Source organism: Streptomyces sp. MGP-BFMKR1, from assembly GCF_057766585.1.
In genome coordinates this window covers 2960829-2975734 of sequence record NZ_CM173408.1, presented here as the reverse complement: position 1 = coordinate 2975734, position 14906 = coordinate 2960829, and the positions used below count along the sequence as shown (strand labels likewise).

Below are 14906 nucleotides of genomic sequence, written 5' to 3'. Positions count from 1 at the left end.
GCTGCGCGCCGCGAAGCGCGGCCGGCGGGTGGGTGCGCCGCGCGACCCAGCCATCGCGGACCATCGGACCGAGCGGAGCGGGTCGGCGACGTGGGGCCGATCCGGGGGTCAGGGCGTGGTTCGCCCGTCGGGCGTGCTGTCCTCGGCCACCGTGGCGGGGGTTTTCGGACGTCTACGGCGACGGCGCGCGAACGCCGGGCGTTCCGTACGCCGATATCTCCCGGCGACGGCCACGCACTGCACTGCCATGGACGCCGCCATGGCGCAACAGACCCCGGGCAACCCAGCCCCCGACAGGCCGTACGCGAGCCCCAGTTGGAGCGTCACCCCGACGGCGGTGACGCGCGCGAGCGCGGAGCTGCCGCCGCTGCCTTCGAAGACGCCACCCAGCGCGATGTAGCAGGCCAGCAGCGTGAGGTAGGGGCCGAGCCAACGTAGACAGAGCGCTCCCGCCGCGGCGACCACGCCCTCGGCGCCGAACGCCCGCATGATCCAGGGGGCGGCGACGAGCAGTGTCAACGAGGCCGCCGCTCCCAACGCCCCGGCCAGCAGCAGCGCCTGCCGCCCGATGGCCCGGCGCTCGTCGAGGCCCGCCCCGAGCAGGCGGGCGGTGTGAATGGCGGCGCTCTGGCGCACCGCGTAGAACGCCATGGTCGCGACGTACGTCGCCTTGGTGGCGATCCCGTACCCGGCGGCCTCGGCGACGCCGAGCCGGGCGACGACGGCCACGAGGGCCAACGCGCCCGTCATCCGCAGGACGAAGTCGACGGACATGGGCAGCCCGACCGCAGCCGTTCGGCGGGCGTCGCGACCAAGGGAACGAGCCCGGCGCCGTAGTGACCCGGCGCCGTGGGTGGGCGTCCCTCTCCCGTGCGCGTCGGCTGCCCACCGGAGCGTGCCGCTGCGGCGCAGGACAACGCAGCCGCAGATGAGCGCCGCTGTGCGGCCGAGCACCGTGGCGATCGCGGCCCCCCGCACCCCGAGGTCGCAGCCGAGGATGAACCAGGGGTCCAGCGCGAGGATCAGCCCGTTCGCGAGCAGTGCGAGCCGCATCGGGGTGCGGGTGTCGCCGGTGCCTTTGAGGATGCCGTCGACGACGTTGGTCGCGAAGAACACCGCGATGCCGGGCAGCGCGATCGAGAAGTAGTCGGTGGCGAGGGCCAACGCGTCACTGTCGGCACCGCCGAGCACCAGTTGGGCGAGCGGCTCGCGGCACAGGTATCCGCCAGCGGCGACGACCGGCGTGATGAGTGCCCACAGGGCCCAGCCGCCGCGTACCGCGGCACGCAGCCCCGCGGGATCGCCCGCCCCGCTGGCGCGGGCGACCAGCACGGTCGTGCCCGATCCGGCGGCGAGGGCCACCCCGAGCAGCAGGTTCTCGACGTTGGTCGCGACGGCCACCGCGGCGACGGCCGCCCCGCCCAGTCGCGCCACCCAGACCATGTTGATGATCCCGGCCACGACGCCCGAAAGGAGTTCGCAGTAGATCGGATACGCCACTGACACCAGCGTGCGCCGGTGTTCGGCTGCCTTCATCGCCGCCCCTCTTTTCGCTGTACCTCGAATCGAGGTACAGCGAAAAGAGTTAGCATGCTCCTTCGAGGCGTGCAAGGTTCGGATGGGTGCGGGAAGGGGTGCGGCGCGTGCTGGAGCTGTCGATGTTGGGGTTCCTCTACGAAGAACCCCTGCACGGGTACGAGCTGAAGGCCCGCATCCGTGGCCTCAGCGGCCACCTGCGCCCGGTCAGCGACGGAGCGCTCTACCCGGCCATCGCCCGACTGGTGAAGGCGGGGCTGGTCGAGCAACGTACGGAGCCCGGCAGCGGCGCCGCGCCGCGCCGCATCCTGTCCCTCACCGAAGCGGGACGGGCGGAACTGCGGGCCCGGCTCCGGCATCCCAAGGACGTCGACATCACCGATGGCCAGCGCTTCTTCACGCTGCTCGCGTTCCTGCGCCACCTTCCGGATCGGGCGGAGCAGGTCGCGGTCCTCCGTCGCCGGCAGGACTTCCTCGATACCCCGGCGAGCTTCTTCTACCGCGACGGTGAGCCGGTGAGTGCCGAGGACGCGCCGGACCTCTTCCGTCAGGGCATGCTCCGCGTCGCCCGCGCCACCAGCGAGGCCGAGCGGGCGTGGCTGGCCGAGGCGATCGCGTCCCTGACGGACTGAGCGCGGCCCGCCCCCGCCCCCGCTCGTTAGGGTCCAGGCTGACGCGGGACGGATGCCGATGGCGGAGGCGCAGTGATGGCGGCGGAACTGATCGACACGGTGGCGTGGGTGCGGGTGGAGGGCGGCAGGATTCTCTGTGCCCGGCCCCGGGGCAAGGACGTCTTCTACATCCCCGGTGGCAAGCGGGAGGGGGCGGAGAGCGACCTGGAGACCCTGCTGCGGGAGATCGAGGAAGAGTTGACCGTGGTGCTGGACGCGGCCAGCGCGCGGCACGTGGCCACGTACGAGGCCGAGGCGTCCGGGGTGCCGGGCGGTGCCGTGGTGCGGATGAGCTGCTACACGGCGGAGTACCGGGGGACGTTGTCGGCGAGCAGCGAGATCGCGGAGCTGGCCTGGTTCTCGTACGCGCACCGTCCGCTGGTTCCGCCGGTCGACCAACTTCTCTTCGACGATCTCCGGGCCGGCGGCGAGTTGACGTAGGGCCGCGCCCGACTCGGGCCCCCCGCCTTAGCCGGGTCTCGGCCGGGCGCCGGCCGGGCCTCGCCGTACGGGTTCGGGCGCCCGGGCGGTCACCTCTGGAGCAACCCGCCGGGGCGGGCCCCGGTAGGCCGAATGTGGCACCGTGCTGCCGCTCGGACGATAGGCCTACCCGAATATCGGGTATGTGCTGATTAACCCCGTCTAACGTGGACAATTCGATGGGGCTCGTCGGCGTTCAGGGGAAGTGGTGGGCGTGAACGACAGCGCAGGAGCCGTGGCGTCCACGCCCGGCTTCGCCGAGTGGAGCTTTCCCGCGGCGCCCGACTCCGTGCGCCAGGCCCGGGAGCTGGTGCGGGACGCGCTGGCGGACTGGGGCCTGAAGGCGATGAGCGATGTGACGGTCTTGCTGGTCAGCGAGCTGGTCACCAACTCGCTGCGGTACGCGAGCGGCCCGATCGGCGTGCGCATGTACTTCCGGCCGCTGCCCGACGCCGGCGGGCGGGCGCTGTTGGTTGAGGTGTCGGACCCGGTGGAGGACCCGCCTCGGGAGCGCGCCGCCGCTCCCGAGGACGAGGGCGGGCGCGGGCTCCAGTTGGTGGCCTGCGCGTCCCGGCGCTGGGGGACGCGGCGGGGCACGGTGGGCAAGACCGTCTGGTTCGAACTCACCATCGCCGCCGCCGAGTGAGCCCACCGGAAGCGGGCCGAAGAGGGCCGGCGCGTCAAGACCGGGGGCATGGGCGCTGGAGTAACGCGTGGGGCGCGTGCGCCGGGAGATGAGCCCACCGGGCTGGCCTCGCCCCTGAACTGTCTGGTTAGAGTCGGGCTTGCCTGGTGAGGAGTCAGGCAGCAGCGGTCTGCGAAAGCGGCCTGGCCTGCCGCGATGAGCGGCCGGCGAGACCCTTCGCGGCGACGGGGGCCTGGCCGACACGCCATGGCCCCTCGGGGGCTGATGTGGGTCCGATGGGGGGCCGCTGAAGCCCGAACGGGTTCGTGCTGGACCCGGGGGCGGCTTGTCGAGCGTTCGCGATCGCCACGTCGCACGAGAGTGCGTCGAGACCGTGCTGTGATCGTGAAGGCCGTGCAGGGATTGGCTGGAGTGCTGGATACTCGGCCTTCTGGGCCGGTCCTAGCACCTGAGCCGGAGGAGACGGGCAGTGAGCGACATGCCAGCGGGAGCGGGGACGCCCGACGGGACGGAGACCGCGCCGATGTCGGCACCGATGTGGCAGGGCAGTCCGCCGGGCTCCATCTACGACTACGTCCAGGTGGCCTCCTTCTCGCTGGGCCCGGACGGGCGCGTGGACCAGTGGAGCGAGCGCGCGGCCGAACTCCTCGGCGTGCCGGCGCACGAGGCGATAGGCCGCGACCCGGTGGAGGTCTTCGTCCCGCACGAGCTGCGCGAGCAGGGCCACCGCAAGGTCGCCGAGCTGCTCGACGGCCGGGAGTGGACCGGCCTCGTACCGTACCTGCGCCCCAAGCCCGCCCCCGCCGACCAGCACACCAGCACCCCTCCCGGCACCGCCCCGACCGCTCAGCGAACCCCCACCACCCCGCCGGACGGCCCGGCCCCCGCGCCCGGCGGCCCCGGCTCCGGCGGCCCGATATCCGACGCCCCGGCCCCGGCCCCGGCCCCGCACGCCGCCCCCGAGCCGCGTTCCGCCCCCGGCCCGTACGGCGCCCCCGAGGCGCCCCCCGTGCCCGGCCAGCGCGGTGCGGGCGGCGCCGACGAGTGCCCGGACCCGCCCGTGGCGCGCGGCGCGGGCCGCACCTGGGTGGGCGGCCGTGACCCGCGCGACGAGCTCGGCGACGGGCCGTACGGGCTCGCTGAGATCTATCTGATGCCCACCCGGAACGACATGGGCGAGCGCTCCGCGCTGTGCATCGCGGTGGACGTCAGCGCGCTGCGCCAGATCGAGACCGACCTCGCGGCCTCGCAGGCCGTTTTCGGTCAATCTCCGCTGGGCTTCTTCTTCGCGGACAAGAATTTGCGCCTGATGCGGGTCAACGAGTGCTTCGCCCGCGCGTTCGGCCGCCCCGTCGACTGGCACCGCGGGCGCACCCCGTACGACTTCCTGCCGCGCGCCGAGGCCGACCGGTTCAGCGCCTCGCTGCGCCGGGTGATCGAGACCGGGACGCCGGTCACCGGGATGCAGATCGTCGGCTCGCGGTACGGCGAGACCGAGCGACACCGCTGGCAGGTCTCGTTCTACCGGCTGCACGGCGGCTCCGGGCGGCCGATCGGCGTCGCCGGGCTGGTCATCGACATCACCGGGCGGCGCCGCGCCGAGCAGGAGGCCGCCGGCGTGCGGCGCAACCTCGCCCTGCTGAACGAGGCCGGGGCCCGCATCGGGACCTCGCTCGACCTGGAGACCACCGCCCGCGAACTCCTGGCCGTCGCCGTGCCGCAGTTCTGCGACCTGGCCTCGGTCGACCTCTACCAGGGCCTGCTCGCCGGCGACGAGGCGGTCCCGGAGCTGCGGGCCGCCACCCGCCCCTCAAGGCCGGGGCGCGGGCGGACCGGCGAGCCGGCCAAGGGCAGCGCGCCACTGCGCCGGGTCGCCTTCGCCAGCGCCGTCTCCGACGGCCCGGTGGCGCTCTCCGGCTACCCGGAGGCCGAGCCCGACGACCTGGCGGGCCCCATCGGCCTCGGCATACCCGGCGCCGCGAGCCACGCCGGCGCGCCCGGCCCGGCCGGCTCGGGCGGCGCCACCTCCTTCGGCGACCGGGCGCGGCGCGCGGCGGGCCGGCGGCCGGTGCAGGTCGGCGAGGCGCACCGGTACCCGCCGCACTCGCCCTGCGCCACCGCCCTGAGCACCGGGCAGGTACGCGTCATCCCCGGCCGGGACAGCGGCGCCGACCCGGACGCCGGTCCCGAACTCGGGGCGGTCGTCCAGTCCACGCTCGCGGTGCCGATGGTGGCCCGGGACACCGTGGTGGGCCTGGTCCAGTTCTCCCGCGCCAAGGGCAGCGAGCCGTTTGGCGAGCGCGACACCGCGCTCGCCGTCGAACTCGCCGCCCGCGCCGCCGTCTGCATCGACAACGCCCGCCTCTACCGCCGCGAGCACGAGCGCGCGCTGATCCTCCAGCGCAGCCTGCTGCCGCCGGGCGACCCGGAGGCGGCCGGGCTCGACATCGCCTGCCGCTACCTGCCCGGCAGCGAGGCCACCGAGGTGGGCGGCGACTGGTACGACGTCATAGAGCTGCCCGGGCACCGCACCGCGCTGGTCGTCGGCGACGTGATGGGGCGCGGCCTGCGCGCGGCCGTTGCCATGGGCGAACTGCGCACCGCCGTGCGCACGCTGGCCATGCTCGACCTGGAGCCGGCCGAGGTGATGACCGCCCTGGACGAGATCGCGCACGGCCTCGGCGCGCCCGGCACCACCCGCGCCTCCACCCGCACGGCGGGCCGCCAGGGCCCGGCCCGTGGTGGCAGGTCGGCCGGGGCCCGTGGCGTGGCCGGCGACTCCGACCTGTCCGAGATCTACCTCGCGACCTGCGTGTACGCCGTCTACGACCCGGTCACCCGGCGCTGCACCATCGCGAACGCCGGGCACCTGCCGCCGGTCCTCGTCCCGCAGGGCGGTCAGCCGCGACTGGTGGAGCTGCCGCCGGGGATGCCGCTCGGCGTGGGCGGCGAACCCTTCGAGGAGATGGAGTTCGAGCTGCCGGACGGGGCACTGCTCGCGCTGTACACGGACGGGCTCGTCGAGTCGCGGGACCACTCCCTGGACGTGGGCATCGAGGCGCTGCGCGCCGCGCTGACCGACCCGCCCGTCGCCGCGGACGACGCCAGCCCGCTGGAGGGCATCTGCGACCACGTCCTGAACGCCCTCGACACGCACCACGGCGAGGACGACACGGCCCTGCTGATGGCGCGGATGCAGGGGTTGCCCGCGCACGCGGTCGGCGACTGGCGGCTGCCGCGCGAGCCGCGGTCGGTGGGTCGGGCCCGCGAACTGGCCTGTCAGCAGTTGCGCGAGTGGGGCCTTGAGGCCCTGGTGGACACGACCGAGCTGCTGGTCAGCGAGCTGGTGACGAACGCCCTGCGGTACGGCGAGCTGGGCGTGCCGCCGGCGAAGCAGGGCGGCGAGATACGCGTGCGGCTGCTGCTCGACCGGGGCCTGGTGTGCGAGGTGTGGGACGGCGGCCTGGTGCAGCCGCGCCGCCGCCGGGCCCGCGACACGGACGAGGGCGGGCGCGGCCTGCAGTTGGTCGGGCTGCTCAGCGCGGCCTGGGGCAGCCGGCGCACGCCCCGTGGCAAGACCGTCTGGTTCGAACTGGCCCTGCCGAGCGGCGAGACGAGCGCCGTGGACCCCACCGAGGCCCTGCTGAGCATGTACTGAGGCCGCGCCACGCGGCCATGTCGGCCCGTACGGGCGGGAGTTGGGCGCTCGTACGAGCGGGAGTTCAGCGCTCGTACGGGCGCGGGCCGAGCCGTCGTGTCGGTGGGTTGAGCGCTCGTACGGGCACGAGTCGAGCGGTCGTACGGCATGGGCGGTGGCCCCCGTCGGGCTCGGGGCGGATTCCGGCGCGGCCCGGCGCACGGCGCGGGGGGCGGCCCCGCGCCGTGTCCGGGTCACTGCCCGCGGCGCCTGATCTTGTTGCCCAGCCACACCAGCGGGTCGTACTTGCGGTCCACCGCGCGCTCCTTCAGCGGGATCAGCGCGTTGTCGGTGATCCGGATGCCCTCCGGGCACACCTCGGTGCAGCACTTGGTGATGTTGCAGTAGCCGAGGCCGTGTTCCTCCTGGGCGGTGCGCTTGCGGTCGATGCCGGCCTCGTCGGCGGCGTCCAGCGGGTGCATGTCGAGTTCGGCGACGCGCATCAGGAAGCGCGGCCCGGCGAACGCGGCCTTGTTCTCCTCGAAGTCCCGCACCACGTGACACGTGTCCTGGCACAGGAAGCACTCGATGCACTTGCGGAACTCCTGCGAGCGCTCCACGTCCCGCTGGGCCATCCGGTACTCGCCGGGACCCAGCTCGGCCGGTGGCACGAACGCGGGGATCTCGCGGGCCTTGGCGTAGTTGAACGAGACGTCCGTGACCAGGTCCCGCATCACCGGGAACGCCCGCATCGGCGTCACCGTGATGGTCTCGCTCTCCTCGAAGACCGACATCCGCGTCATGCACAGCAGCCGTGGCCGGCCGTTGATCTCGGCGCTGCACGAGCCGCACTTGCCGGCCTTGCAGTTCCAGCGCACCGCCAGGTCGGGGGCCTGGGTGGCCTGGAGCCGGTGGATGATGTCGAGCACCACCTCGCCCTCGTTGACCTCGACGGTGAAGTCGCGCAGCCCGCCGCCCTCGGCGTCGCCGCGCCACACCTTGAAGTGCGCCTGGTAGCTCACCGGCTCAGCTCCTCATCCGTCAGATACTTCACCAGTTCGTCCCTCTCGAAGAGCTGGAGCAGGTCCGGCCTGATCGGCGGCGTCGCCGCGCGGGCCAGCGCGATCTGCCCGGACTGGTCGCTGACCAGGCCGCCGAGCCCGGGCTCGGCGACGGGCTCGACCCCGGTGGCCGCGCCACCCGCGAGGCCCGCGTCACCCGCGCCACCCGCGAGGCCCGCGCCCACCGGCCCGTTCGCCGCGCCGCCCACCGGCTGTGCCGCCTGCGCTTCCTCGGTCGCCAGCCGGCACTGGAGGTTGACCGTGCGCCAGGCCCGGTCCATCGCGGGATGGTCGTCGCGGGTGTGCCCGCCACGGCTCTCCGTACGCTCCAGCGCCGCCCGCGCGACGCACTCGCTGACCAGCAGCATGTTGCGCAGGTCGAGCGCCAGGTGCCAGCCCGGGTTGAACTGCCGGTGCCCCTCGACGCCGGCCCGCCTGGCCCGCGCCCGCAGCCCGGCCAGCCGGTGCAGCGCCTCGGCCATCTCCTCGTGCCGCCGGATGATGCCCACCAGGTCGTTCATCGCCTGCTGGAGTTCCTGGTGCAGCGTGTACGGGTTCTCCACCGGCCCGCCGGTCGGGCTCGCGCTCGCCTCCTCGGCGCTGAACGGGCGTAGCGCCTCCGCCTCGGCCGCCGCGGCGTCGGCCGCCGCGACCACCGGCCGGTCGGCGCCGACGTCGGCGGCGTGGCGCGCCGCGTACAGGCCGGCCCTACGGCCGAAGACCAGCAGGTCGGAGAGCGAGTTGCCGCCCAGCCGGTTGGAGCCGTGCATGCCGCCGGCGACCTCGCCCGCGGCGAACAGGCCCGGCACGCCGGTGGCCGCCGCCGTGTCCGGGTCCACCTCGACGCCGCCCATGACGTAGTGGCAGGTCGGGCCGACCTCCATCGGCTCGGCCGTGATGTCCACGTCCGCCAGCTCCTTGAACTGGTGGTGCATGGACGGCAGCCGCCGCTTGATGGTCTCGGCCGGCATCCGGGTGGACACGTCGAGGAAGACGCCGCCGTGCGGGGAGCCGCGGCCGGCCTTCACCTCGGCGTTGATGGCGCGGGCCACCTCGTCGCGGGGCAGCAGCTCGGGCGGGCGGCGGTTGTTGTCCGGGTCCTCGTACCAGCGGTCGCCCTCCTCCTCGGTGAGGGCGTACTTGTCCTTGAAGACCTCCGGGATGTAGTCGAACATGAACCGCTTGCCCTCGCTGTTGCGTAGCACCCCGCCGTCGCCCCGCACCGACTCGGTGACCAGGATGCCCTTGACCGACGGCGGCCAGACCATGCCCGTCGGGTGGAACTGCACGAACTCCATGTTGATCAGCGGGGCGCCGGCCAGCAGCGCCAGCGCGTGCCCGTCGCCGGTGTACTCCCAGGAGTTGGAGGTCACCTTGAAGGACTTGCCGATGCCGCCGGTGGCCAGCACCACCGACGGCGCCTCGATGACGAAGAAGCGGCCCGACTCGCGCTCGTAGCCGAAGACGCCGGCCACCCGCGCCCCGGCCCCGCCCGCGGGCCCCGCCTCCTTGAGCACGCGGGTGACGGTGCACTCCTGGAACACCTTGAGCCGCGCCTCGTGGTCGCCGAACTCCCGCTCGTCCTCCTGTTGCAGCGAGACGATCTTCTGCTGGAGGGTGCGGATCAGTTCGAGCCCGGTGCGGTCGCCGACGTGGGCCAGGCGCGGGTACTCGTGGCCGCCGAAGTTGCGCTGCGAGATCCGGCCGTCGGCCGTACGGTCGAACAGCGCGCCCCAGGTCTCCAACTCCCAGACCCGGTCGGGGGCCTCGCGCGCGTGCAGCTCGGCCATCCGCCAGTGGTTCAGGAACTTCCCGCCGCGCATCGTGTCGCGGAAGTGCACCTGCCAGTTGTCGCCCTCGTTGACGTTGCCCATGCTGGCCGCGATGCCGCCCTCGGCCATCACCGTGTGGGCCTTGCCGAACAGGGACTTGCAGATGACGGCCGTGCGCATGCCCTGCTCGCGCGCCGCGATGGCGGCCCGGAGCCCCGCCCCGCCCGCGCCGACCACGACGACGTCCCACGCCTGCCGCTCGACTTGCGTCATGTCTCTTGTTTCCCTCTCGCAGCCTTGGAGTTGCCCGGGCCCCGGGGGCGGCTCGCCGCCCGCGCCGCGGGCGCGTTGTCACCGCTCCCGTGGGCGGTGTCAGAAGATGGTCGGGTCGTCGAAGGCTCCGATCGCCAGCAGGTACACGTACAGGTCCGCGAGCGCCACGCTGATCAGCGAGTACCAGGCGAGCCTGGCGTGCCGGGCGTTGAGCTTGCCGACCCAGCCCCACAGCCGGTAGCGCACCGGGTGCTTGGAGAAGTGCTTGAGCCGCCCGCCGACGATGTGCCGGCAGGAGTGGCAGGAGAGCGTGTACATCCACAGCAGTACGGCGTTGGCCGCGAAGACGACCGTGCCGAGGCCCATGTGGCCCCACTCGTAGTGCTCGTCGCGGAAGGTGAGCACGGTGTCGTACGTCAGGATGCTGGCGACGAGCAGCGCGGCGTAGAAGAAGTACCGGTGGATGTTCTGCATGATCAGCGGGAAGCGGGTCTCACCGGTGTACTTCTGCCGGGGCTCGGGCACCGCGCACGCCGGGGGCGAGGCCCAGAAGCCGCGGTAGTACGCCTTGCGGTAGTAGTAGCAGGTCAGCCGGAAGCCCAGCGGCAGGATCAGGATCAGGATCGAGGGGGACAGGCCCCACCAGGTGCCGAACAGGGCCCAGTTGGGGCCGTCGCGCATCGGCTCGCAGTTCTCGGCCAGGCACGGCGAGTAGAACGGCGAGACGTAGGGCGCGTCGTAGTAGTCGGCGTTGGAGAACGCCCGCCAGGTCGAGTAGACGACGAAGGCGAGCAGTCCGGCCGCGGTCGCGGCGGGCGGCAGCCACCAGCGGTCGGTGCGCAGGTGGCGTTCCGGGATGGCGGCGCGCAGCGTGCCGTGCACGCCGCGCGCTCCCGTCCGGACGTGGGGGTCGGTGCCTGTGGCCAAGGGAGACTCCGCGGTGGCGTGGTAGCGGCTCGGATCTGCGGGCGGATGGGCGGATGGGCGGATGAGTGGATGGGCGGGGTGGCGGACGGGTGGGGCGGTGAGCGGTGTGGTGCGGGTGCCATGCGGCGGGGTGCGCGGTGCGGGTGTGGCGTGGTGCGGTGCGGGCCGGCGCGGCGGGTGGGTGCGGCGCCCGGGCGGCCGGCGGCGTACGGGCGGCGCGCGGGTGCGTGAGCGCGGGCCGGCGCGCGGACCGGGCGTGCGCGCGGGGGTGCGGCTGGTGGTGCGGGGTGGGACGTGGTGCGGTGGGCGTCGGCCGGGCCGTACGGCCCTGACCCGCGGCGACCGGCCGGTCGCGGGGCGCCGGCGCACCGCACGCGCCGGGCGGACGCCGGGCCCGCCGTACGCCCCGGCGTGGTGCCGCTCCGAGGGCGCCCGGCCGGGGGAGTGGCGCGGCCCGGGCGGCCACGCGCCGTGCGGCGCGCGCCGGCGCCCGGGCCCCGGCTAGCCCACGGTGGAGCGGCTTCACTAGGGGGCGCGGCCCTCCCGGGAGCCGAGGCCCTCGTCCTCGGCGTCCGCCCACAGCGTGCGGTCGTAGGGGGTGTCGGGGATGGGCACCCGCTCCGTCCGGACCGTTTCCGAGGGGGACGCCGCGCGCAACAGCGCGACGCTCTCGCGGAGATGGTCCGCGTCGGTACGCACCCTGCGGACGTCCAGACTGTCGGACCCGACCTGTTTCTCCAGGCGCCCGACGGAGCGGACCAGGTCGTCGAGACTTCGCTGAACGGCCGTCAAATCGTCGTGCACGGACATGACTTGTCCTCACTTCCGCGGTTGCGGACGGCGACACTCATGCGACAGCGAGTGTCGCGCGCCGCGCCCGCTGTTGGGAAGAGATCTGCCGGGATTCTGGGCGCACACCGGTCATATCGCGCCCCTCCCGCCTCAAGACTAGACCCGCGCGCGGGCCTGATTCGGCACCGCTAGGCCGTCCGGGTGGCGTGCCTTCGCGACCACGACGCCGCTGGTCAGAATGGGCTAGGCCGGCCGGGTGGCGTTGAGTTGTGACCCGCCGTGTCGGCGTGGCGTGCCCCGTGTCGTCGCCTTCAGTGAGTGATCAGTCCATCCGATAAGCGGCGAAGTCACCCGGAGGTACCAGCCATGCCCGTCGACGGCGTCACGAGGGGCCCGGCGACCCGTACCCGCCGCTGCGCCGCGCTGTTCGCGGCCGGAGTGCTGTTGCCGCTTCCGCTGCTGGCCGGGTGTGGTTCCGGGGGCGAGGACGCGGCGGCGGCGCCGGTCTCGCACGACGTCGCCGACGCCGCCCGCGCCGAGTTGTCCGGGCGCGGCACCGTGCGCTGGGCCGTGGACGCCAGGCCCGCCACCCTCAACGCCTTCCACGCGAAGGCCGACGCCGGCACCGACCGGGTGGCCGGCGCGGTGCTGCCCATGCTGTTCACCCTCGACGCGCGGGGCCGCGCCGTCCGCAACCCCGACTACCTGGAGTCGGCCGAGGTCGCCGACCGCGAGCCGCGACAGGTGGTGCGCTACCGGCTCAACCCCGAGGCCGCCTGGAGCGACGGCCGGGCGCTGGGCGTGGCCGACTTCCGGGCCCAGTGGCGGGCCCTGCGCGGCAAGGACCGGGCGTACTGGACGGCCCGCAACGCCGGTTACGAACGCATCGAGCGCATCGCGCCGGGCCGCGAACCCGGCGAGGTGGAGGTCACGTTCCGCCGCCCGTACGCGGACTGGCGGGCCCTGTTCACGCCGCTGTACCCGAAGAGCGTGATGGGCGACCCGAAGGCGTTCAACGAGGGCGCCAGCCACCAACTCCCCGCCAGCGCGGGCCCGTTCATGCCGGCCCGACAGGACGCGGACCGCTCCGAGCAGGACGAGCGGGACGAGCAGGCCGACCAGGACAGGCCGACCGACCAGGACGAGCGGGCCGACCAAGACGAGCAGGACAAGCAGGCCGACCAGGGCCAACGGGACGACCAGGACCAGCGGGCCGAGCAGGCCGAGCGTGGGTCGGGCACGTCGGGCACGTCGGGCGACGAGGCGGGCGCGGACGAAGGCGACGAGGCGGCCGAGGCGCGGGGCGCGGAGCGGGGCCCGCGTGACGGGCGGCGCGAGGGCCGGGGCCGGCACGGGCGCGCGGCGGATGCCGAGGCCCCGCTGACGCTGGTGCGCAACCCGCGCTGGTGGGGCGATCCCGCTCGGCTCGACAAGCTGGTGCTGACACCGGTGCCGCGCGCCGAGCGGGCCGCCGCGCTGGCCTCCGGCCGGCTCGACGTGGCCGAGGTGGACGCCGCCACCGCCGACCGCGTCGCGGCGGCGGGCGGCACCGGCGAGGCGTCCGGAGTGGTGGGCGCCGAGCGACCGGCCGGCGGGGCGCCGGCCGGGGCCGGCCCGAACGTGGCCGGCGGCACGACGCCCGAGCTCGGGGCCGGGCGGGCGGCCATGGTCAGCGCGGCCGGCGCGCTGCGCTCCTGGGTGATCGAGTACGGCCCGCGGCGGGAGCGCGCCGCCGCCGTACGGGCGGTGGCCGACGAGCGCGCGGCGGCGGCCCGGCGCGCGGCCGAGACCAGGGCGCTCGGCGCGTTCACCGTCCGCAGGTCCCTCGCACCCGCCTACACCCAGCTCGCCCTGAACGGCACGGCCGGGCCGCTCGCCGACGAGCGGGTGCGCCGGGCCGTCGCCCGGGCCATCGACCGCCAGGAGCTGACCGACGCGGTCTTCGAACCGCTCGGCCTGTCGGCGAAGCCGCTCGGCAGCCACCTGACCATGGCGGGCCAGCACGGATACCGGGACAACAGCGGCGCCCTCGGCGGCCGGGACGCCGCCGCGGCCCGCTCGCTGCTCGCCGACGCGGGCTGGCAACAGGGCGACGGCCCCCTGCCACGCCAGTCGGCGGACGCCAAGCGGGACGCCGACGAGAACGGGGAGGCGGACCCGGGCACCGGCACCGGCACCGACGCCCGCCCGAACACCGGCGTGCGCACCGGCGCACCGGCCGACATCGACGCCGACGCGGACTCCGACGCCGCGACCGACACGGACCCGGCCGCCGACACCCCCGCCCTCGACGCCGACGCCGACGCGGCGGAGCAGGCGGGTGCCGCGGGCGCGGCCGGCACGGTGGCCCGCGCCCCGGGCCGGGACCAGCCGGAACGCGACCGCCCGCAGGGCCGGGGCCCGGCGGGCGACGGAGGCGACCGGCGGGGCGCCGACCGGGCCGGGGACGCCGGGCCCCGGGCGCTGCCCGGTGGCGCGCCGGTGCGGGTCAAGGACGGCCGGCCGCTGCTGCTCCGGTTCGTGCTGCCCAGCGGCCCGGGGACCGAGCAGGTACGCGAGGTCGGGAAGCGCGTCGTGGCGATGCTCGGGAAGATCGGCATCCAGACCGACGTCGTACGCGTCCCCGACGACCAGTACTTCCGTACCTACGTCGCCAAGGGCGACTTCGACCTGGCCCTCTACTCCTGGCCGGCCACGGCCTTCCCGGCCACCGACGCCCGCCCGATCTTCGCCAAGCCGCGCCCGGCGGCCGACGGCTCGCTGCTGGTGGAGCAGAACTACACCCGGGTCGGCACCCACCAGATCGACCAGCTCTTCGAGCAGGCGTCCACCGAGCTGGACGAGTCCGCGGCGCGCAAGCTGCTCCAGCGGGCCGACGCCCGTATCTGGGCCGCCGCCGGCTCCCTGCCCCTCTTCCAGCGCCCGCAACTGATCGCGGCCCGCTCCAGCCTGGCCAACGTGGGCGCCTTCGGCCTGGCCACCCCGCGCTACCAGGACATCGGCTACGCGAAGTCCGAGGACGCCAAGGCGGAGCGGCGGTAGACCAGCGGCCGCGGTGGACGAGCGGCCCCGGCAGGGCGCCCGGGGCCCAGGCGGGGCCCGCCCGCACGC

At 74.6% G+C, this 14906-nt stretch carries 10 protein-coding genes; 5 read left to right on the top strand and 5 right to left on the bottom strand.

Annotated elements, in window-relative coordinates; all coding sequences use genetic code 11:
- Window positions 1–108: 108 nt before the first annotated feature.
- Complete coding sequence (locus AC3CHW_RS11050; protein WP_488470320.1) at window positions 109–1536, bottom strand: MATE family efflux transporter; 1428 nt, start codon at window positions 1534–1536, stop codon at window positions 109–111.
- Between the two features lie 107 nt (window positions 1537–1643).
- Between AC3CHW_RS11050 and AC3CHW_RS11045 the strand changes: the two genes are divergently transcribed.
- From AC3CHW_RS11045 to AC3CHW_RS11030, 4 genes are all read left to right on the top strand, one after another.
- Window positions 1644–2168, top strand: a complete 525-nt coding sequence (locus AC3CHW_RS11045) for a PadR family transcriptional regulator (protein ID WP_488471019.1) — start codon at window positions 1644–1646, stop codon at window positions 2166–2168.
- Window positions 2169–2243: 75 nt separating this feature from the next.
- A complete protein-coding gene (locus tag AC3CHW_RS11040) occupies window positions 2244–2648 on the top strand; it encodes an NUDIX hydrolase (protein ID WP_187059813.1) in 405 nt (134 codons plus the stop codon).
- 244 nt (window positions 2649–2892) lie between these two features.
- Complete coding sequence (locus AC3CHW_RS11035; protein ID WP_398609395.1) at window positions 2893–3333, top strand: ATP-binding protein; 441 nt, start codon at window positions 2893–2895, stop codon at window positions 3331–3333.
- A 478-nt stretch (window positions 3334–3811) separates the two neighbouring features.
- Complete coding sequence (locus AC3CHW_RS11030) at window positions 3812–6991, top strand: SpoIIE family protein phosphatase (protein ID WP_488471018.1); 3180 nt, start codon at window positions 3812–3814, stop codon at window positions 6989–6991.
- Between the two features lie 233 nt (window positions 6992–7224).
- Here AC3CHW_RS11030 and AC3CHW_RS11025 read toward each other — a convergent pair whose 3' ends face one another.
- The 4 genes from AC3CHW_RS11025 to AC3CHW_RS11010 all read right to left on the bottom strand — a co-directional run bounded on the left by AC3CHW_RS11025 (window position 7225) and on the right by AC3CHW_RS11010 (window position 11813).
- The gene (locus AC3CHW_RS11025; RefSeq protein ID WP_488470319.1) at window positions 7225–7992 is read right to left on the bottom strand and encodes a succinate dehydrogenase/fumarate reductase iron-sulfur subunit; all 768 of its coding nucleotides are present in this window, start codon (window positions 7990–7992) and stop codon (window positions 7225–7227) included.
- Entirely contained in the window at window positions 7989–10076 is a 2088-nt protein-coding gene (locus AC3CHW_RS11020; RefSeq protein ID WP_488470318.1) for a fumarate reductase/succinate dehydrogenase flavoprotein subunit, read from the bottom strand. Before AC3CHW_RS11020 ends, AC3CHW_RS11025 begins: the two co-directional genes overlap by 4 nt.
- A 99-nt stretch (window positions 10077–10175) precedes the next feature.
- On the bottom strand, window positions 10176–11003 hold the full coding sequence (locus AC3CHW_RS11015; RefSeq protein WP_488470317.1) for a hypothetical protein: 828 nt from the start codon (window positions 11001–11003) through the stop codon (window positions 10176–10178).
- A gap of 525 nt (window positions 11004–11528) precedes the next feature.
- Window positions 11529–11813 carry a hypothetical protein gene (locus tag AC3CHW_RS11010; protein WP_398609391.1) on the bottom strand — a complete coding sequence of 95 codons (285 nt, stop codon included), beginning with the start codon at window positions 11811–11813 and terminating at the stop codon, window positions 11529–11531.
- A 348-nt stretch (window positions 11814–12161) separates the two neighbouring features.
- On the opposite strand from AC3CHW_RS11010, the gene AC3CHW_RS11005 reads away from it, so the two are divergent.
- The gene (locus AC3CHW_RS11005; protein ID WP_488470316.1) at window positions 12162–14837 is read left to right on the top strand and encodes an ABC transporter substrate-binding protein; all 2676 of its coding nucleotides are present in this window, start codon (window positions 12162–12164) and stop codon (window positions 14835–14837) included.
- The last annotated feature ends 69 nt before the right edge of the window (window positions 14838–14906 follow it).